The following is a 20,313-nucleotide window of genomic DNA, read 5'->3' as shown; positions in this document are numbered from 1 at the left end:
TGTATTGTTTAAAGGCGTATACCCAATTTTAAATTTAAAACCCTAGAAGTAAGATAATTTGGTACAGCATATTCATTTTTACTGTCGGCATCTCTTACCCAAGTATTGGTAATTGAATTTTGATTGTTGAATAAATTGAAAATTTCAAAACCTAAACTCAATTCTTTAAAATTGCGTAGCCAATGTGTTTTTGGAAATTGTTTGTTCTTATTTGCAAAAATATATGAAATTCCTAAATCTGCACGTTTATAATCTCTTAATCTATTCTGAAAAATATATGGGTCGGCATAACTTGGAGATCCACCGGGAACACCTGTTTGATAAACCAAATTCAAATACATTTTTAAATCTGGAATCGTAGGTATGTAATCTTGAAAGAGAATGCCAAATTTTACGCGTTGATCTGTAGGTCTGGGTATATAGCCTCTATTGTTTCTATTCTCTTCGGTTTTTAAATAACCTAGACTTACCCAAGACTCCGTTCCTGGTACAAAGGCACCGTTTAATCTAATTTCCGCTCCATAAACATAAGCTTCAGTGTCATTATTGGCTGCGTATCTTATACGTACATCTTCTAAAGTATACGAATTCACATTTTCCAATTTTTTGTAATACGCCTCGCTTATCAATGTAAAAGGTCTATCCCAAAGAAGAAAACTATACTCATTACCTGCTACGAAATGAAATGCTTTTTGTGCTTTTACATTTGGCTGTATTGTGCCAGTGTTGTCGCGTAGTTCTCTGTAGAAAGGTGGTTGGTGATATATCCCTGTAGATAACCTAAAGAGCATATCTTTATCCCAGTTGGGTTTTATAGCAAATTGCGCACGCGGACTAAAAACGGTTTGTGATACTTTTTCAACTCCGGTTCCACTAACTGTCCAATGATGAGAGCGTACACCAACGTTGTAATACACATCTGCATTGCTCCATGTTTTATGTGTTCCCAATTGAACGTAGCCAGAAAACCTATTTGTCTTCACAAAGTTCAAAGCGCTTAATCCGCTATATGCTTCTAAAGGTGCATCAAATGGTTCAGAAGGTTGATTGTTTATGAATTCACTTCTAGGTGGTCTAATGGAAAATCCTGCAGAATCTATAAATTCAGATTCACGTAATTGATCGCGTATATCTTCATGAGTATATTTTGCTCCCCATTCCAAAATAGAATTACCCATGGTGTGTAAGCCTTTGTGCTCTAGATTAAATATTAAGGCATCTAGATCGTTTCTCGTTCTGTTGAACTGAGAACCTATACCTCGAGAAGTTAACACTTCGCCAGCCGTATCGCTACCTAAATTACTATCAACATCACCAAGCTCATAGGCTGCAACAACATCTGAATATTCTTCTTCCGTAGTATGATAAATTGAGGATATCAATTTTAATGTCGTATTCTCATTTAAAAAATAACTGCCTTTTAAAGCTCCTAATGCGGTGGTATATTTATTTGTCTCTTGTCCTTGATAAAAAACTACTAATGCCTGAGGATTATCTATAGTTCCAAAATTAGTTTGTCTGTTTAAAGGTTCGTTCTTGTAATCATTGACAGTTAGGTTACCTAGAAAATTTAGCTGAAATTTAGGTGAAAAACGGTAGGTCAAATAACTTTGAATATCTGTAAATGCCGGATTGAAATTGCTTTGTGTCTGCAGGGTATTAACCAGTAAAGAGTTGTTTCTATATCTTATGCCGGATACTGAGCTCAATTTTTGATTTTTAGAAACGGTTTCTAAACTTGCGCTTGCACCAAGAAAACTTACATCTGCCCTAAGGGAAAATAGAGTAGGGGTCTTGTATTTAATATCTAATACGGAAGCTAGTTTATCACCATACTTTGCTTGAAAACCACCAGCTGAAAATTTCACATTCTGTACTAGGTTACTGTTAACAAAGCTTAATCCTTCTTGTTGTGCAGAACGAATTAAAAAGGGTCTGTACACTTCTATCTCGTTTACATACACTAAATTTTCATCGTAATTACCGCCGCGTACCGCATACTGCGTACTTAATTCGTTATTGGAAGATACGCCTGGTAAGAGTTTTAATATGGTCTCTACCCCTGAATTTGCACCTGGTATTTTTCTGATTTTCTCTGGAGAAATATTCAGAATGTTATTAGCTTCTTTGGTCCCAGTGGCAGAAACGGTTACGCCGTCTATTTGGGTAACATCATTTTTTAAAACAGGATTGAACTCAAAGGTCTCGTTCGTTTTCAATAGTAATTTTTCCAATACGACGTCTAAGTATGCAATATGAGAAAAAACTATGGTGTTCTCTATATCTGAGGTAATCTCTAGAATATAGAATCCGTCAGAATTTGTAGTGGTTCCTAAACCCTTACAGGATATATTGACATTTGGTAACGGTTCATTATTTGCACATAGTACTATACCAGAAATAGTAGCGTTCTGAGCAAAACCAATGGAGCTGCACAGCAGTAATATCAGGCTTAGAACATTATAAAGTTTCAACTATATTATTTTCTGTAAAAGGAGGTGCTTAAGGTGTTTGTATTACCTACATTATCTGTAACGGTAACTTCAAGTACACATTGCGTTTGATCAGCAATCTTATCGTCAAAATTATAAGTAAGGGTATTGCGCTTAGGTTCATACTCCATTAATATCCATTCTCCGTTTAAGGTAGCGGAATATTTGTCTACACCACTTAAGTCATCTGCAATCTGTACACTTAGGTACTTGTAATTATTTAACCATTGCTTTTCTTTAAAGTTTTTGGTTCTTATGGTTGGCGCTACAGTATCCTTAGCTAAAGTATATGTTCCTAAATTACGTGTTCTTGTTGTAAATTCATTACCACGTTTATACGTATTAGTGTGGTTTGGTCTAAGTTTAGAATCTAATCTGGCGATAAACAATTGCTTTCGTTCTTCTTGTGAATATTTAGAAACGTCAAAAGTGATTGTAAAGTTTCTATGTGCAGGCACAGTGTTGGTGTGTATGGTAACCGTATCTTTTCCTTTCTTTAAGTCAATATAAAAATCCTCATAAAAAGTGTTTGTTGGGAAATATACCTTAGCACCTTCTAAATCAAAATTATTGGGTTTTTTTGCGATTACATAGTTGTCGGTTTTTTCTATAACCTTTTTATTGCCCAATAGATTCTTTACCCCTTCAATAGGTATGTTGACCTCAATTTTATTACCAGCATAATCTTTAATCAATAATTTGGCATTATAACTTAAGCCTTTGTTTATTTTAACTTTGCCATCATTATATAGGTCTTTGTAAATACTAAGCTTGTTACCTGGCGATTTAAAGCTCTTTTGAATTTTTTGCCTATTTCTACCATAATAATCATAATCTACAAGTGTGTTTATATATCTGGTTTCTCCAAATGAAAATTTCTCAAAATCATATAAAGAATACACTTTGCCGTTTACACTAAGTTCTACACTATAAACGCCATTTTTATTGGCGGCCATATCTAACCTATCAAATCCAATAAAGCCAACTCCAATTTCACCTAAAGCAGTTACCTTATCCGCTAAAAATGTACCATCTTTCTGTTTACTAACGTTTATCTGTGTTCTTTCGTAATTATTATTAACATGAGAGTTATCTGTTAACGGATAAATAAATAATTTTTCTAAAATAGGATTAGTAGCATCGGCAACCTCTAAACCGTACATTAAAGGGTTGGTGGGTTTTTCAGAAATACTACTTCGTATTTCAAAATGTAAATGCGGACCTGCAGAACCACCTGTATTACCACTATAGGCAATAAGTTCGCCTTTAGAAACTTTCAACTCCCCGTAATCGGGAAATACTTCTACTTCGAACGATTTTTTAGTGTATTGTAATTTCTTGATGTAAGCTTCAATTCTAGGTGAGAATTTTTGAAGGTGACCATAAACTGATGTATACCCGTTTGGGTGGGCTATATAAAGCACTTTACCGTAACCCCAAAGAGAAACTTTTATTCGGGTTATAGTACCATCACCTATTGCGTTGATCGGGATTCCCTCTCGCTGCTGTGTTTTTATATCAACACCAGAATGAAAATGATTGGAACGTAACTCTCCAAAAGTACCCGCTAAAATAATGGGGATATCCATTGGTGGACCAAAAACATCTTTCGGGTATTTTTCTTGTGAGAAAAGACTAAAACAAAATAATAATAACAGACCAAGGGATATTTTTTTCATAGGTAGATAGGAATACTGCGAAAATAATTAATCAAATACAATTCAATGAAGTTGAGGGTGCAAAAATTATTACAAAGAGTATATGGTTGTGTATTCTGAATTTATGTACTGCTGATTTACGAATATTTGAAAAAACTATTGCTAAGTCATATAATGTATGTTAACTTTGTGTAAATCGCATTGATTGTAATGTATGGGCGAGTTAATTAAAATCGTTGATTCTTTAGAAAATAAAATTAGCAAATTGTTGCATAAACTTGAGGTTTTGAACAATGCTAATCTAGAATTGGAAAAAGAATTAAGGAATATAAAATCTTCACAAGAAAGTGCCAGTAAAACGGTGTCTGAATGGGAAGAAAAATATAATTCGCTTAAACTAGCTAATTCAATGCTTGGCAGTAATACCAATAAAACAGAAGCTAAGCTTAAAATAAATACATTAATACGAGAGTTGGACCATTGTATAGCTCAATTGTCGGAGTAATGTTTATAATAATATGTCAGAAAAGCTCAAAATAAAACTTTCTATTGCTGATAGGGTCTATCCATTGACTATTGACCCCGCTCAGGAAGAAGGCTTGCGTAAAGCAGCCAAGAATATAGAACAGTTGGCTAAAAAATTTGAGCAGAACTATGCAGTTAGAGATAAACAAGATGTTTTGGCCATGTGCGCCTTGCAATTTGCGTCTAAAATTGAACAGAATGGCATAGAGCAAACAGAAGGAACCAAAGAAGCTGAAGAGCGCTTAAAAGCACTTGAAGATTTGGTTACATCTAAATTAGCTTTGAAATAAAAACGTTCTTATAAATACATTAAGTTACTGCCCACATTGGTAATACCTTTTGACAAACTCAACATTTATTTTTTTTAAAAAGGGTGAGTTTAGATTGTAAAAGCAGGCCCTACTCGTATAGGGATCCTTGATCAGTCTGTTAGCCCTAAACCTGTTTACCGGAGTTTGATCAAAACTTCTCCAATGTGGGCTTTTTTTTTTACTAATAAATTACAATATGGATAGTACAATGATAATTATTGCCGCAATAGTTGGGCTGGCAATCGGTTTTGCAATAGCAAAATTTTTGGAAAAAGGGAAAGCCTCTAAAACCATAATAAATGCAAAGAAAGACGCTGAACGTATATTAAAAGATGCAAATGCAGAAGGGGAGAGTGTTAAGAAAGAAAAGATATTACAGGCGAAAGAGAAATTTTTAGAATTAAAAGCTGAACATGAAAAGGTAATTAATAGTAAAGACAGAAAGATAAGCGAAGCAGAGAAGAGAACTAGAGATAAAGAGTCTCAAGTGAGTAGTGAACTTGCCAAAAACAAGAACATGAATTCTCAGTTAGATAATAAACTTAAAGATGTAGAACAGAAAAAAGAACTTTTTGTTAAACGTCACGAGGAGTTGGATAAAATGCATAAAAGCCAAATTCAACAGCTAGAAGTTATTTCTGGTCTATCAGCAGATGAGGCTAAAAATCAATTGGTAGAAAGTTTAAAAGAAACTGCTAAGACAGATGCAATGGCTTTTATACAGTCTACTGTTGAAGAATCTAAACTTACCGCACAGCAAGAAGCACGAAAAATCATCATTAATACCATTCAAAGAATTGGTACTGAAGAAGCGGTTGAAAACTGTGTGTCTGTGTTCAATATAGAGTCTGATGATGTTAAAGGTAGAATTATTGGTAGGGAAGGTAGAAATATTAGAGCTTTAGAAGCGGCTACCGGTGTAGAAATTATTGTTGATGATACGCCAGAAGCTATTATTCTTTCTTGTTTTGATTCTGTTAGAAGAGAAGTTGCAAGACTATCGCTTCATAAATTGGTTACAGACGGTAGAATTCACCCGGCAAGAATAGAGGAAATTGTTAAGAAAACAGAGAAGCAAATAGAGACTGAAATTGTTGAAATAGGTAAGCGTACGGTTATAGATTTGGGTATTCACGGTTTACACCCAGAATTAATACGTGCTGTTGGTAGAATGAAGTATAGATCTTCTTACGGTCAGAACTTGTTACAACACTCTAGAGAGGTTGCTAAACTTTGTGGTGTTATGGCATCTGAATTAGGATTAAATCCTAAAATTGCTAAACGTGCCGGACTTTTACATGATATAGGTAAAGTACCTAATACCGAAAATGAAATTGAAACTCCACACGCTATCTTAGGTATGCAGTGGGCAGAGAAATTTGGAGAGAAACCAGAAGTATGTAATGCTATTGGTGCTCACCACGATGAAATTGAAATGAAAACGCTTATTGCCCCAATAGTTCAGGTTTGTGATGCCATTAGTGGTGCTAGACCAGGAGCAAGAAGACAGGTTTTAGATTCTTATATTCAACGTTTAAAAGATCTAGAAGAGATTGCATTTGGATTTAGTGGGGTACAGAAGGCTTATGCTATTCAAGCAGGTAGAGAGCTTCGTGTAATTGTTGAGAGCGAAAAAGTCAATGATGACAGAGCTGCACAATTGTCTTTCGAGATTTCTCAAAAAATACAAACCGATATGACTTATCCAGGTCAAGTTAAAGTTACTGTAATACGAGAGACAAGAGCAGTTAACGTTGCCAAGTAATAAACACAATTAATAATAAAAAAAAAGCCTCTATTTATAGAGGCTTTTTTTGTTTCTAATCTAAAGCTTTAATCCAATTTAATAATTGGGTTTCTTCTAAGGATGATAATTTATTTTTTCTGCCTTTCGGCATTTTTTTCTTTGTAAACACTTGAAATTCTATCGCTTTTGCTAGTCCGTCCATATTTTCAAGGGAAAAAATAGTTCTATTTTTCTTAACGGAATGGCAGAAGTTACATTTTGTATTCAATACTAAGTAAGCTTCTTTCTTCACTGTCTTAGTTTGATTCCCTATTACTTGTAGTTCCTTGCTTGATGGTATAAAAATGAAATTTGAAATAACTATTACAATCCAGATTACTGATTTCATATACCTTAATACTTTTAATTAAGGTTCTTGGCAAGTGTAAAATTGAAATGCACTCCCTCTTTATTGTCACTACGTTTGCCTATAGTGATATCTCCGCCTAGTTTTTCTATAAGCTCTTTAATGGTGGTTAGTCCAATACCGGTATCGGTGGCACCTTCCGTACTAAGTTTTTCGAATAATAAGAAAACCTTTTTCCAGTATTTCTCTGGTATGCCAGGACCATTATCCTCATAAGTAAAAGAATATGATTTTTCATCTTCGTTAAAAGAAACCGTAATTTCAATATCAGACTTATCGGTGAATTTAATACTGTTAGATATTAAATCTCTAAAAATTTGGTCAAAGCTGTTTAAAGAATGATTAATGTCGTGATCGCAATTTTCTAAATGTAAAGAAACAGATTCATTATCAGACTGTTTACTAAGTACATTTTCTATTTCTTTTGATACATTAAATTTTTCAAGATTTATCTCGGCATTGGTTATTGAGTTGTAATTGATAATACCAGTGATTAAAGATTCCATGTAATCAACTCTAGTGTCTATGATGCCTAGATATTTTGGTATTTCGGTATCTTTAAAAAAATCGGAATAATCTTCTTTAATAAAGCCAACCATTGAGCTAATGCCCAATAATGGTGTTTTCATATCATGCGCCATTCGATATGATAATTGTTTTAGTTGATTGTTCTTTATTCGTAATTCTTCATTAACAATCTTCTGCCGTATATTTTGCCTTCTCAATTCTAACTGAGCCATTACTTGATCAGCTAGATCTTTTAAAGATGCTTGTTGTTTTTCTGTAAACTCCTGCCTTGGCTTAGTGTCTATAACACACAGGGTGCCAATGGATTGACCTTCTTTTGTATTTAATGGAGCGCCAGCATAAAATTGCACTGACGGACCGCCTGTAACCAAAGGGTTGTCAAAAAATCGTTCATCTTTATTGGCATCATTAACCAATAATAAAGAATCTGGAGAATTAATGGCGTGTGCGCAAAAAGCTAAATCTCTAGGAGTTTCTGTGGCATCTATACCGTGGTGAGATTTAAACCACTGTCGGTCTTCATCAACAAGGGAAACTAAGGCCATGGGAGTATTACAAATATCTGCGGCTATACGCGTAATAGCGTCATATTCCTTTTCTTCCAATGTATCAAGTACATTAAAACTTTTTAAGGCTTCTAACCTTTGTTTCTCGTTATTCGGTATTTCTGGTTTGACCATTTTAGGTGTAACTAACTACTTACAATAATTAAAGTAAGTTTTTTCTTACATAAATAACGTATAAAATGTATAAATGTTATATATTTTTCAATTTAGAAGTAAAGCTACTCCTCGCTTTTGGTTTCTTCAGTATCCTCAGCTTCTTCCTCTTCTTTAAGTAGATTGTTTTTTAAGATATTCAACTTCTTTAATTTTGCTTTCCAAGCGGATAAAGATTCTTTGTGTTGGTTGACTCTTTTTATAACGTCTTGTACCAATGGGTTGCTTTCAGAAGCATTAGAGAAAAACTGTAGATTATTCTCTAGTTGTCTAATCTCATCTTTACTCTCATCAATCTTTTTTCTAATAAAGGCACGCTCATTTTGTATTGCACGCTCTTGATTATCATTGTTACTTAATTGCTGAATTTTGTTACCATATTTCAACAGTTCAGATTCTTGTTTACTAACACCACATTTTTGATATAGTGCATCTATAATTTTATCGAACTTTTGATTGATGTTTTTCTTTTTAAAAGGAACTCTACCATAGGTTTTCCATTCTTCGGAAAACTTTGTTATAGCTTCTAAATCTTTTGCTTTGTCACCACTTAATTCAAAAGCTTTAAGACGATTAATGAATTCATCTTTAAGTTTAAAATTTGCTTCTTCTTCTTTAAATGCATCACTTTTAAGTGCATTTAATCTATCAAAATAATGGTTACAGGCTGTTTTGAATTCTTTCCAAAGCTTATCTGAATATTTTCTTGGGACATGTCCAATTTTTTTCCATTGGCCTTGTATGCGCTTCATTTCTGAAGTTGTAGCATCAAAATCATCGCTATCTTTTAAAGAAACCGCAATTTCCAATAAAGCTCTTTTCTTCTCTAAATTCTCTTGTTGCTCTTTTTTAAGATTCTTGTAAAAAGCATTTTTATTCTGATTGAATGCGCGAACCGCTGCCTTAAAGCTATTCCATGTCTTAGAATTCACTTTTTGCGGTACTTGACCGGCTTTGAAGAAAGATTCTCTAAGTTCCTCTAATTTTTTAATCTGTTGTTGAAGTGCACCATGATTGCTGGATACATTTTCACTAAGTGTATTTATCTCCGCAATAATTGCGTGCTTTCGCTCTAAATTTTCTTCTTTTATCTTATCAAGATTCTTAAAGTAATCTTGTCTTCTTTCATGAATAATTTTTGTGGCTGCACTAAAACGATCCCAGATTTCTTCTCTATGGTCTTTACCTACAGGACCTAAATCTTCTTTCCAGATTTTGTGCAATACCTGTAGTTCTCTAAATGCCCTATTTAAATCTGGTTCCTTAGAAAGTTCCTCTGCTCTAGCAACTATTTTACCTTTTTCTTCTAGATTATGCTTAAAATCTAAATCTCTTAAGTCTCTATTGATATTTAAAAAGTCGTAGAATATTTCAATATGGTGGTGGTATGTTTTCCAGACATTGTTATAATCTGCACGAGGTATTGGTCCGGCATGGCGCCATTTAGCTTGTATGTCTTTAAAATTGTTATACGTTGTATTAATATCCTCTTCTACATTCACCAAGGCTTTTAATTGTTCAATAAGGTCTAATCTATAGGCAAGATTTTCTTTGTGACTCTTTTCTAAACTCTTGTAATATTGGTTGCGCTTGTCTCTGTATTCTGAGTATACTTCGTTAAATTGTTGTTTGTCAACAGAATTGTATCTGAAGTCAATTTCATTACCTCCGTTTGAGATGAATTCTTCTTTCTTTTCCTCTAAAAACTGATCAAATTTTTGATTGAATTCGTCTTTAATAGAATCAACATGTTTTCTTATGGCTTGTACCTTCTCATTCTTAACCAAACGTTGTAATTCACCTACCAAATTTTCCATGCTCATGTCATGGTAATCTGGCATTGGGATCTCATGTCTTTTTTCATTGTCGGTATCTTCTGCATCTTCTGCATTAGAATCGTCAATTTCATTCATTACATCAGTTTCTTCTGCATCTTCATTTGGTGCAGTTGTAGTTTCTGTTTGTAATGGTGTTGATTCGTCTGAAGGATTAACGGTTTCCTCCACTACGTTTTCAGTGGTTTCGGTCGTAGTTTTTTCCTCAATTGAATTCTCTGGTAATTGTTGTTCTTTATCCTCAGACATAATCCTAAATTATATGCTTACAAGATAGTAACAACCCTACGACTGGCAAAGAATTGATTGTTCTTTTTAGTTAAATCACCAAAGAGTAATCTAGCGTAAACCTATATTTTACATTGTCTTTCTAATTAATGTATGTGAAGAAGGATAGTTATCGATTCCAAATTTCCCATGATTTTTCGGCCTGAAACTCTAACATTCTATGTCCGTTACATATAGATGCGCCATTAGCTTTACCGGCAGCAAGAAAAGCAGTTTCTTCAGGATTATAAATGAGATCAAAAAGAAGATGTTGTTTGTTGATTTGGGAATACGGAATTGCAGGTTTTTCTTCAATATTGGGGAAGGTACCTACTGGAGAGCAGTTTATGATCAAGGTATGGTCAGCAATAATATCATCATTTAACTCACTATAGGTATATCCATTATTTTTACCACTTCTGGACACAAAAGAAAAATTAATTCTTAATTCATCCAATACAAATGCGATTGCTTTTGATGCTCCTCCCGTACCTAAGATCAATGCCTTTTTATGGTGTTCTTTTAAATATGGTTCTATAGATTTCTCAAACCCATAGGCATCGGTATTGAAACCAACTAAACCATTTTCTGTAAATTTTATGGTATTAACGGCTCCAATTTTTTTTGCAGCCATATCCATATCATCTAAAAAAGCCATGACCTCTTCTTTATAAGGTATAGTTATGTTTAGACCCTTTACGTTTTCTGTAGTTTCAAATATAGTCGGGAATTCTGATATGGCTTGCAAATCGAAATTTTGATATTGGCAATGATTCAATCCCATATCTTCGAATTTCTTTTTAAAATATCCTCTTGAAAATGAATAAGAAATATCTTTTCCTATTAAGCCGTAATTAGCTTTCTGTTCTTCTGTTTTTTCCATACCAATCTAAAAGTAGCAAAATACTAATACCTATGATAATAAAGAAAATAGCCGTCCAGTTTTCTACGGTGGTCAAATCTGGTAGAAACCTTTCATAGTTCATTATTATCGGTTTTCCGTTCGTATCTAAAATATTTTCTCCATTAATTCCCGTTTTAAAAATGGTTCTTTTCCACGGCCATACTACTCCTAAAGACCCTGTAATGAAACCTAAAATAGTAGCAGTAGTAATGTGCTTATAGTGTTTTAAAACATAAGTTAATAAATGGGATAGGGTTACTAAGCCTGTAGCGGAACCTAAGGTGAATACCGCTAAAATCTTGAGCGTATGCAACCTTTCCGTATTAGAAGTAAAGCTAAAATCACCTACTAATAATTCTGAGAATGTATCGTATAAGGCATTAACGGAATCTACTAAAAGGAGTACGTAATTACCTAGTAATATTAATATAAAGGAACCCGATAGCCCAGGTAAAGTCATACCAGATACACTGATCATTCCACATAAAAAAATAAAAAGTAAGTTGTCGTTTTCCTTTGCGGGACTAAGAAAACTAATGGCTACACCAACACTTAAGCCTATAATGGCAGCGGTAAATGTTTTCTTTTTCCAATAATCGAAATCTTTACCTATGTAATATATAGATCCTAAGATCATACCAAAAAAAGCAGCCCAAACATAGAGTTCTCGTTTAACCAAAAAGTAGTCTAATACTTTTGATATACTGAAGTAGCTGACCAGCATGCCAAAAATGAGCAGGGTTAAAAAAGAACCGTTAATATATCTGTAGAAGCTTTTGAGTCTTCCGTTAACAAGAAGTTTAAAGGCTTTGCCATTTACTTTTTGCAGCGAATAAATAAATTCTTCGTAGAAACCACCAACAAATGCAACTATACCACCAGAAACACCGGGTACCTTATTGGCGGCGCCCATGCAAAGTCCCTTTACGACCAAGAAAAATTTATCAGTAAAGGATCGGGTTTCGTTCATGTAGGTTTTAGCGTTACTTCTTAGAAGCTGATTTTTCTAATATAAAAATAAGAGAAAAACCTATTACAGCAGCTACAATAGCAAAGGTTAATTGATTATCACCTTGAAAAGCGAATGGAGAAATATTTTCGTCAATGATTATTTCTTTTTTACCTATCTGAATTATTTCGATGATATTCTTCCAAGGCCATATTTCGTTCAATGAGCCTAAGATGAAACCTGTTAAAAAAGCTAAGGTGCTATTTTTGTAATTGGTAAACATCCATTTTAAAATTCTGGCAAAACTTAAAATACCAAAGGCAGCGCCAAAAGCAAAAGTAATTACAATTCCAAAATCTTTTTCATTAACGGCTTCTAAAACGGTTTTGTAAGAACCTAGTAACACCAATATAAAAGAACCGGAAATACCTGGTAAAACCATGGCGCAAATTGCAATAGCACCCGATAAAAAGATAAATGGCAGGCTGCCAGAACTAGTAGAAGGAGGAAGGGTGGTTATATAGAAAGCGGTGACTGTTGCAATTAGAAATAATATAAAACCTAAAATGTTCCATTTTTTTATGGATTTAGCGACGAAAATGACACTGGCCAATACCAAACCAAAAAAGAAGGACCACGTTACAATTGGGTGTTCTTCTAATAACCAAGCAATAACTTTTGATAATGAGAAAATACTGATCATCATACCAATTAGTAGGGCTAAAAGAAAGTTACCGTTCAATTTCTCCCAAAACATTTTAAAACCTTCTTCCTTTAAAACTTTTAAAGTTTTTAGATTTACGTTATTGATAGAGGTAATAAATTCTTCGTAGATGCCTGTTACAAAGGCTATTGTGCCACCAGATACTCCCGGAACCAATTCGGCAATACCCATTGCCATACCTTTTAGAGATATGAAGGTGTAATTTTTTAGTTTTCTATTGTCCATGAAATGTAGAACCTATTCTAAGAGGTTTTATTGTATTTTCTTACAATTTCTTGTGTCCATTCAGACTTGCCGTATTCTGGAAAATTTTCAGTGAACAAATGTAGTTTTTTCTGCTTTTTGTCAATCTTCAATGCATCCATTAACATAATACGTGCATTGATAGGGTCTTTGGCAAGTAGTAGGTAGCCTACAGATTTATATAAAAGTTTTAAATTTTCAGGATAAAACTCTCTACCTTGGGCTAAGATTTCTACTGCAGCAGATTCCTCTCCGTTAATGTGAACAACCTCTGCCCAGCTTAACCATGTATCTATTTCAAAATTACCAAGGTCCACTGCTTGTTTAAAAGCGAAATCTGCTTGGTCATAATTCTTTAAAGCCATGTGAATTTGCGCACACTTTTTCCAGTATTGCGGATTCTCACCATCAATATTCAAAGCTTTATTAATATAGAAAACTGCCTTTTCAAAATCTCTACTATTATAATATAGATTTGTAATCGCCAACCAGCCTTTGTCTAAAAGAGGATCTTCATGTACTGTTTGGTAGAAATAGTACTTGGCCATTTCAGTATCCTTCAGTTTTTCATAACATTTTCCTATTCTTAAAAATGCATGAGAGGTAGGGTCTTCAATGGAAATGGTGGTTTCGTAATTTTCAATGGCCTCTTTATGGCGACCTAATTTTTCAAGTACTTTTCCTTTTTCAAAGTAAGCGCCAATAAAAGTATCATCTGAAATAACTGCAAAATCAAAAGCAGTTAAGGCTTCCGTATACATTTCTTTAAAATAATACTGCTTACCTAACTGATGCCAAGCTACTTCGCAATACGGATTCTTTTCTAAATAGCTGTTTAAGTAAACTATTGCACCATCATAATCCTCAAGAAATTCAAAGCAATACACCACATTATAGAGCGATGAATAATCTTGTTCGTCAAATTCCACACATTTCATAAAGCTCTCCTTGGCATTATTGAAGTTGTCCATGAACAAATACTCCATACCCAGTAGGCTGTAGATATCAAAACTATTATTAGTGAAGCTTAATGCTTTTTGTAGTAATTCTATTGCGCCAGCATGGTCATCTCTCTTAGAAAAAATGTTGGCACGTTGAATGTAAATTTCATCATTATTATTGTCTAACTGCTGTAATTCATCTAGCAGGGCTTCGGCTTTTTCCATCTGGTTTTCAAAAACCATGACTTCTACCTGCAGCAATTTTAGTTCTATAGAAGCTGGATGCTGCTGTAAACCAATTTTAATTCCTTTTTTAGCCAAAGAAATCTTCCCATGATTTAGGTAATGGTGCACAATATCTTCAAAATCCTCTGCATCAAAGAAATAGACATCATCTGTCTTTAACATTGATTCAAATTTTGTTATTGGCTTGTCCGGTCTCTCGTTAGATTCTAACGCCATAGGCACTATTTGGTTTTACAAGATATTTTAAAAGTAAGTGATTGTATGGGGTTTCAGCCATCTTGTTAATCGATATTATTAACAAATTAGTTAACAACGCTGATTTACATAGCGTTAAGAAGTGCCAAGATTATAGCACAACCATCTTTAATTTCTTTTTCTGAAATGGTTAATGGCGGGGAAATTCTTACCGCTCTATTTTCAAATAATAACCAAAAAAGAATAAGATTTTTCTCTTTTGCTTTTAATACCAATTCATTGGCTGTTTCTGGAGAATCCATTATCAAGGCAAGCATCAATCCTTTACCTCTAATTTCTTTTATCTTCGGATGTTTTAATAACGATTTAAAGAGTTTTTCTTTTATTAAAGTATCAGCAATTAAAGTCGAGTTTAACAGCACGTTTAGTGTAGCCAAGCTAGATGCCGCAATTACCGGATTTCCGCCAAAAGTAGTTATGTGACCCATTTTAGGATTCTCACTTAGCGTATGCATAATTTCTTTACTAGCTGTAAAAGCACCAACGGGTAAGCCAGATGCCATACCTTTGCCGATAACTAAAATATCAGGGATGCAGTTAAAATGTTCAAATGCAAATAACTTTCCTGTTCTGCCAAAACCGGGCTGTATTTCATCAAGTATCAAAAGCGCTCCCATTTCTTTGCAACGCGCTTTTACTTTCTTTAAATAGTCTTTTGTTGGAAGTATAAAACCAGCGCCACCTTGTATGGTCTCTAAAATAACACAGGCAGTTTTAGAGGTTATCTTCTCTAAATCTTCTTTGTTATTGAAACTGATATGATAAATATCTGGTAATAAAGGTCTAAAAACACTTTTGCGTTCTTCAAAATCCATAAGACTTAAACTACCCATGGTATTACCATGATAAGCGGATTTAGCTGCAATAATTTCTGAACGACCAGTATATCTGCGCGCCAATTTTAACGCACCTTCAATAGCTTCTGTTCCAGAATTAACCAAGTAGGTTACCTCTAGAGGTTCAGGTAAATTATCCGCAAGCAATTTAGTGTATATGGTTGCTGGTGATTGTGCATATTCGCCATACACCATTACGTGCATATATTTATCTACTTGCTTTTTTATTGCATCTACCACATCTGGGTGACAATGACCAAGAGTACATGCCGATACTCCGGCAACAAAATCTAAATGAGCACTACCATTTGTGTCATAAATATAACTGCCGCTGGCATAGGAAACTTCCATGCCTAAAGGGTAGGGAGAAGTCTGTGCTTGATATTTTAGAAAGTCTTTGTTCATGTGAAATAGCTATTTCACCTTTTTAGGCTTTACAGACTTTTTAGGGTCTGTTGCTTTATCTTGTGTAGAAATATTATTTATCGGGTCAGATTCGTTTTGACTTCGTTGTTGCTCCTCAGCGTCAATATCTATTGGGTTGTCAATACCATTGATAACTACGAGTTTTAGATTATTATCATCTTCATCAAAAATATCATCCTTAGTTAATATGCGTTCATCTCCACGCCATACAAAGCCTTTTAATATTCTACTATTCTTGGGTAGGTCTTTCTCAGGGAAAATATCGCCATCTGGGTCTGTATAAAAAGTCAAGTTTTCTATGTCATTTTCTGCCATAGTAATTCTTATTTTGCTACACACAGTTTTATCAATACCTATTAGTTCGTCATCATCATTGTACATATAGTATACCACTTCAGTATTTTGAACCAAGTCTATAAGTTTTAATTCATTTTCAATAAACTTTCCGTATAAATTAATCCCCTTGGCTTGGTTATATCCGGTCATGCTAACACTGTCCAAAGAAATAATAAAGGCATTGTTCAATACTTTTAAGGAGTCTAGTTTCTCTGTTTCTAGATTCGATTTTAGATGAATGCTGTCACCCGTCATTTGGTTGGCACCATTCCAGATAACTGGATTCTTAATTAATTGGGTAATACCCGTTTTTTGTTCTGAATGGATGCTATCACATTTACCGCTTAAATCTGTTTTGTAGAATTTAGCATTTCTAAAAGCTCGTAGAATTCTATCTTCTGATTTTCCGGTAACCATTAATGTATCTCCATGAACATAAAGAGAATCTCTTTCTTGAACAGAAATAGAAACTGCTCTTCTTGTTGCAAATACAGAATCTTTAGCTTTAAATACTTCGGCATAGTGCGCTCTTATAATACCATTGTTTATAGTATCTGTAACGGTAATGTTGTTAGTAGCAGATGCAAATTCTTCAGCCTTATTAAAGTAAACACTATCACCTTCTATAATTCTGTTGTTATAATCTATACGAGTGTTTTTAATTCCGTAGCCGGTTTCTACTTTGGTGTCATAAAATCCTCTTTCACAATATATTTTGTACGTTTCTCCGTTTATAGTTGACGGACCGTACATATAAGCGTTTTTAGAATTTGTATAATAGTCTAATTGTTCTGAGTCTAAAGTATATTCAGGGTTTTTAACATGTACGCTGTCTAAGAACTGATATTTTTTAAGTTCCATAAAATACTTACCAATTTTGCTGGTCAACGTATTTGTTGAATCTACCACAGTACCGTTATCTTGATAAAAAGCTTCTTGCTTTTCACGATCTAAACGTAAGGTATCCGTTCTTAAGGTCATATCAGAATTTGTCAATACAACATTACCCCACGCTTTAGCCAATTTTACATCACCTAAGTAGTTGATTTTTTTACTGGTCATTTCAACAGAATCTCCCTGCTTTAAAATGACATTGCCAATAGCTTCCAATCTATTTTCTAATTGGTAATAAATAGCAACATCGCACCATAGATCAGCGCCTTGGTGTTCAAATTGTACTTGACGGGTATCTTTACTGAAAATAGAAGCACCTGGATATTCTGCTTCGTTTTTAGTAAAATTGGCACCGTAGACTATATTGATTTGTTTGGGTTCTTCTTCGGTAGTATTCTGCTGGGAATAGCCAAAAAGAGAACATGCTAAGCATAAAAGAACTACTGGATAAATCTTTTTCAACCTAAAAATTTTTTCAAAAATAGGACATTTTAAAAGAGCCTTGTCATGGTTAAGATACTTTTGGGATTTTAATGCGAAAAGGAAAATTGTTTTATGAGGTTTGTTGATGAGTGTTTCTAAATGGAAAATATAATTTTTTAGGCTTATTTCAAATGTATCTAAGATTGCCCATCTACGGTAAAGTTAAAAAAGAATGGATGTAAAAAAACCACCCGAAAGTGGTTTTTTGTTTTTAAAAGTTTTAGAAATCTCTATAATTTCCTTCAAGAAAGGCATTGGCTTCATCTTCGGAAAATTTTGCGTTCTCACTGTCCCAATGTAATGTTTGGTTAGGGAATCTGCCGGCGATTACACCTAATAAAATAGTTTCCGTTAGTCTAGATGCATATGAAAATGGAGCTGTGGTTTCATCTGTGCCCAAACATGCATCTACAAACTGATGGTAATGTTTTGGTCCTTCCAAATCATAATCTCTAATTGGTTTGCCCATATTGTTAGCTTTTTCTACCGATTCTATTTCTGCAGAAATATCTACATATTTGCCATCTACAATCTTTTTTGGTAGTTGCATAAAATGCGGTAGCAATAATCTTCCTTTTTCACCAATGAACATGGCACCTTGATCAGGTAACGCGCCTTCATCTGCTGTTTTTGTTTCTAAGGACATCTTGTCCTCCATGGATTCCTGGGTATCACCTTCCGTAGTTGCCATATTTTCAGCTCCTGGTAATATTAAATCTTTATGGTCTTTTGGTGCACCCGGACCATCATACCAAACCCATTTTAAAGTTTCCGTAGTATATTCTGTTTGTGGAAATTCATAAGTAACGACGTTGTTCTGTGGAAAACCGAATCCATTCGGTTCCCTACATTCATTTTTAATCGTCTTTGGAACTTGAAGATCCAATGCGTTATACGGCGTATCAAAAATATGTACGCCCATGTCACCTAATGTCCCACAACCATAATCAACTAACTTTCTCCAGTTGCCTGGGTGATAGAAGCCTTCCATATAAGGTCTTTCTGCCGAAGTGCCTAGCCAAAGATTCCAATCTAATGATGCTGGTATCGGGTCAGATCCAGTAGGTTCAGCTCCGTCATAACCCCAATCTTTTGGTGACCAGGCACGAACCGTATGTACTTTACCTATTATACCGGATTGTATTAATAATGTTGCCAATTTGTAATCATAGAACGAATGTACCTGAATTCCCATTTGAGTGACCAATCCTTTTTCTTCGGCCAGCTTGTTCATCGCCCTTGCTTCAGATACATAATGGGTCAATGGTTTTTGGCAATACACAGGCTTGTCCATTTCCATAGCCATCATAGAAGCTGGTGCATGGGTGTGATCTGGTGTAGAAACAACAACGGCATCGATCTCATCGGTCATTTCTTTTAACATCACTCTATAGTCTGTATATGTTTTTGCATTAGGATGAAGTTCTTTTGCAGCTGCTAAATTGTTTGCATCAACATCGCATAATGCGGTGACATCAACCTTGCTGTGAGATGAAATGGCTTTTAAATCTTCGGCTCCCATATTGCCAACACCAATGTGTGCAGTTTTTAACCTTGTCAATTTTTTGACCTCTTTTTTACAAGACCAAAGTCCAGATGGAAGTAATACAAATGTTGATAATGTAGCTGCGTTTTTTAGAAAGTCTCTTTTATTCATTGGTGTGGTGGTTAAAGTTTTTTGATTTTTATATTTCTGAACCAAATAGGGCTAGAATGATCTTGAAAACCGATATAGCCAGTTTTAAACTTGCCGTAGTCCTCACTGTTCTTCCATTTATCCGAATTCTTCTTCTCGTACCAAGCTTCATCCCACGGTACAAAAGAAACTACCTTCTTACCGTTTAACCAGTGCTCTACTTGTTCTGGCGTGAAAATGATTCTAGTAGTGTTCCATTGCCCCACCGGATGTAATATTTTACCTTCTGAATCAGCGGCATGCATGGCATAATCAGAGGCGGTTTGTTGAAGTGGCTTTAATTCTTCGGGCTTTTTGGTGTAGCCTAAACTTATATTGTAATCTGTAATATCGTGAATGCTGGCATAATTTTCATCATCAATCAATTGATACTCAGGTGAAACTTCTGGCGGACTATCATAACCTTCTTTTAAATGGTAGAAAATACCACTATTTCCTCCTTTTGGTAGTTTCCATTCTACATAAAGTTCAAAATTGTCAAATTCTTCCTCGCCATAAATGATGTCAGTGCCGCCAGTGTAATCTTGCTCCATACCTAAATCGGTATCAAACTGTAGTTCTCCATCTTTGGCAATCCAACCTGGTGGCAGTTCTTTGCCGTTGTATGCGCGCCATCCTTTTGTGGTATTACCATCAAAAAGAGTAATCCATTCATTGTTTTTTTCTTTTTCGATATGGGTTTGTTCTTCTACTTTTTCTTTTTTTTCTGACTTGCAAGATGTCGCTAAAACAAGAAAAAATAGCAAGGAAGCATAGGTGGTTATTTTCATTTGTTTAGTTGTAGTTAAGTTGTTGCTGAATTGTGAAAATGTACATTTTACACAAACTTGAAAATACAAAAAAAAAGAATGGCGATAAAGGTATTTCCCTATATCGCCATTCCTGAAAGTTG

The 20,313-nt window shown here is 34.5% G+C and carries 16 protein-coding genes and 1 other RNA gene; 4 read left to right on the top strand and 13 right to left on the bottom strand.

The features are described 5' to 3' along the window. Positions 1–8: 8 nt before the first annotated feature. Positions 9–2,474 carry a carboxypeptidase-like regulatory domain-containing protein gene (locus ACJJVP_RS18090; protein ID WP_405416026.1) on the bottom strand — a complete coding sequence of 822 codons (2,466 nt, stop codon included), beginning with the start codon at positions 2,472–2,474 and terminating at the stop codon, positions 9–11. A 5-nt stretch (positions 2,475–2,479) separates the two neighbouring features. Then, positions 2,480–4,171, bottom strand: a complete 1,692-nt coding sequence (locus tag ACJJVP_RS18085) for a M23 family metallopeptidase (RefSeq protein WP_405416023.1) — start codon at positions 4,169–4,171, stop codon at positions 2,480–2,482. Between the two features lie 193 nt (positions 4,172–4,364). Here ACJJVP_RS18085 and ACJJVP_RS18080 point away from each other — a divergent pair, with 193 nt between their 5' ends. The 4 genes from ACJJVP_RS18080 to rny all read left to right on the top strand — a co-directional run bounded on the left by ACJJVP_RS18080 (position 4,365) and on the right by rny (position 6,751). Next, positions 4,365–4,655, top strand: coding sequence for a hypothetical protein (locus ACJJVP_RS18080; RefSeq protein ID WP_405416021.1), 291 nt, complete (start codon positions 4,365–4,367; stop codon positions 4,653–4,655). 13 nt (positions 4,656–4,668) lie between these two features. Beyond that, on the top strand, positions 4,669–4,965 hold the full coding sequence (locus ACJJVP_RS18075; RefSeq protein WP_405416018.1) for a cell division protein ZapA: 297 nt from the start codon (positions 4,669–4,671) through the stop codon (positions 4,963–4,965). 56 nt (positions 4,966–5,021) lie between these two features. Then, positions 5,022–5,132, top strand: a non-coding RNA gene (gene ssrS, locus ACJJVP_RS18070) — 6S RNA. Between the two features lie 50 nt (positions 5,133–5,182). After that, a complete protein-coding gene (gene rny, locus ACJJVP_RS18065) occupies positions 5,183–6,751 on the top strand; it encodes a ribonuclease Y (RefSeq protein WP_405416016.1) in 1,569 nt (522 codons plus the stop codon). A gap of 55 nt (positions 6,752–6,806) precedes the next feature. Here the strand turns inward: rny and ACJJVP_RS18060 are convergent, their stop codons facing one another. The 11 genes from ACJJVP_RS18060 to ACJJVP_RS18010 form a co-directional block, all read right to left on the bottom strand. After that, the gene (locus ACJJVP_RS18060; RefSeq protein ID WP_405416014.1) at positions 6,807–7,121 is read right to left on the bottom strand and encodes a hypothetical protein; all 315 of its coding nucleotides are present in this window, start codon (positions 7,119–7,121) and stop codon (positions 6,807–6,809) included. 14 nt (positions 7,122–7,135) lie between these two features. Then, positions 7,136–8,347 carry an ATP-binding protein gene (locus ACJJVP_RS18055; protein ID WP_405416012.1) on the bottom strand — a complete coding sequence of 404 codons (1,212 nt, stop codon included), beginning with the start codon at positions 8,345–8,347 and terminating at the stop codon, positions 7,136–7,138. A gap of 104 nt (positions 8,348–8,451) precedes the next feature. Beyond that, complete coding sequence (locus tag ACJJVP_RS18050) at positions 8,452–10,470, bottom strand: DUF349 domain-containing protein (protein ID WP_036153350.1); 2,019 nt, start codon at positions 10,468–10,470, stop codon at positions 8,452–8,454. Between the two features lie 148 nt (positions 10,471–10,618). Continuing rightward, entirely contained in the window at positions 10,619–11,371 is a 753-nt protein-coding gene (locus ACJJVP_RS18045; protein WP_405416007.1) for a shikimate dehydrogenase family protein, read from the bottom strand. Continuing rightward, positions 11,343–12,362, bottom strand: a complete 1,020-nt coding sequence (locus ACJJVP_RS18040; protein ID WP_405416005.1) for a DUF368 domain-containing protein — start codon at positions 12,360–12,362, stop codon at positions 11,343–11,345. Before ACJJVP_RS18040 ends, ACJJVP_RS18045 begins: the two co-directional genes overlap by 29 nt. Before the next feature lie 13 nt (positions 12,363–12,375). Continuing rightward, entirely contained in the window at positions 12,376–13,290 is a 915-nt protein-coding gene (locus tag ACJJVP_RS18035; protein WP_405416002.1) for a DUF368 domain-containing protein, read from the bottom strand. 17 nt (positions 13,291–13,307) lie between these two features. Continuing rightward, positions 13,308–14,711: a tetratricopeptide repeat protein gene (locus ACJJVP_RS18030; protein ID WP_405416000.1), complete on the bottom strand. Its 1,404-nt coding sequence runs from the start codon at positions 14,709–14,711 to the stop codon at positions 13,308–13,310. Positions 14,712–14,815: 104 nt separating this feature from the next. Further along, positions 14,816–15,991, bottom strand: coding sequence for an aspartate aminotransferase family protein (locus tag ACJJVP_RS18025; protein ID WP_405415998.1), 1,176 nt, complete (start codon positions 15,989–15,991; stop codon positions 14,816–14,818). A gap of 9 nt (positions 15,992–16,000) precedes the next feature. Then, positions 16,001–17,704: an OstA-like protein gene (locus ACJJVP_RS18020; protein WP_405415995.1), complete on the bottom strand. Its 1,704-nt coding sequence runs from the start codon at positions 17,702–17,704 to the stop codon at positions 16,001–16,003. Positions 17,705–17,945: 241 nt separating this feature from the next. Beyond that, positions 17,946–19,382, bottom strand: a complete 1,437-nt coding sequence (locus ACJJVP_RS18015; protein WP_405415994.1) for a Gfo/Idh/MocA family protein — start codon at positions 19,380–19,382, stop codon at positions 17,946–17,948. A gap of 11 nt (positions 19,383–19,393) precedes the next feature. Then, positions 19,394–20,191 (bottom strand): DUF1080 domain-containing protein, encoded by a 798-nt coding sequence (locus ACJJVP_RS18010; protein WP_405415991.1) that lies wholly within the window; start codon positions 20,189–20,191, stop codon positions 19,394–19,396. Positions 20,192–20,313 lie beyond the last annotated feature (122 nt).

The organism is Maribacter sp. Asnod1-A12 (assembly GCF_045063735.1).
GTDB lineage: Bacteria > Bacteroidota > Bacteroidia > Flavobacteriales > Flavobacteriaceae > Maribacter.
The sequence above is the reverse complement of the archived record's forward strand: the minus strand, read 5'-3'. Positions and strand labels throughout refer to the sequence as shown.

Excerpts from the sequence above, each read along its gene's own strand:
- ACJJVP_RS18085 (WP_405416023.1), bottom strand. The coding sequence starts at position 4,171 with ATGAAAAAAATATCCCTTGGTCTGTTATTATTATTTTGTTTTAGTCTT.
- ACJJVP_RS18080 (WP_405416021.1), top strand. The coding sequence starts at position 4,365 with ATGGGCGAGTTAATTAAAATCGTTGATTCTTTAGAAAATAAAATTAGC.
- ACJJVP_RS18075 (WP_405416018.1), top strand. The coding sequence starts at position 4,669 with ATGTCAGAAAAGCTCAAAATAAAACTTTCTATTGCTGATAGGGTCTAT.
- rny (WP_405416016.1), top strand. The coding sequence starts at position 5,183 with ATGGATAGTACAATGATAATTATTGCCGCAATAGTTGGGCTGGCAATC.
- ACJJVP_RS18060 (WP_405416014.1), bottom strand. The coding sequence starts at position 7,121 with ATGAAATCAGTAATCTGGATTGTAATAGTTATTTCAAATTTCATTTTT.
- ACJJVP_RS18055 (WP_405416012.1), bottom strand. The coding sequence starts at position 8,347 with ATGGTCAAACCAGAAATACCGAATAACGAGAAACAAAGGTTAGAAGCC.
- ACJJVP_RS18050 (WP_036153350.1), bottom strand. The coding sequence starts at position 10,470 with ATGTCTGAGGATAAAGAACAACAATTACCAGAGAATTCAATTGAGGAA.
- ACJJVP_RS18045 (WP_405416007.1), bottom strand. The coding sequence starts at position 11,371 with ATGGAAAAAACAGAAGAACAGAAAGCTAATTACGGCTTAATAGGAAAA.
- ACJJVP_RS18040 (WP_405416005.1), bottom strand. The coding sequence starts at position 12,362 with ATGAACGAAACCCGATCCTTTACTGATAAATTTTTCTTGGTCGTAAAG.
- ACJJVP_RS18035 (WP_405416002.1), bottom strand. The coding sequence starts at position 13,290 with ATGGACAATAGAAAACTAAAAAATTACACCTTCATATCTCTAAAAGGT.
- ACJJVP_RS18030 (WP_405416000.1), bottom strand. The coding sequence starts at position 14,711 with ATGGCGTTAGAATCTAACGAGAGACCGGACAAGCCAATAACAAAATTT.
- ACJJVP_RS18025 (WP_405415998.1), bottom strand. The coding sequence starts at position 15,991 with ATGAACAAAGACTTTCTAAAATATCAAGCACAGACTTCTCCCTACCCT.
- ACJJVP_RS18015 (WP_405415994.1), bottom strand. The coding sequence starts at position 19,382 with ATGAATAAAAGAGACTTTCTAAAAAACGCAGCTACATTATCAACATTT.
- ACJJVP_RS18010 (WP_405415991.1), bottom strand. The coding sequence starts at position 20,191 with ATGAAAATAACCACCTATGCTTCCTTGCTATTTTTTCTTGTTTTAGCG.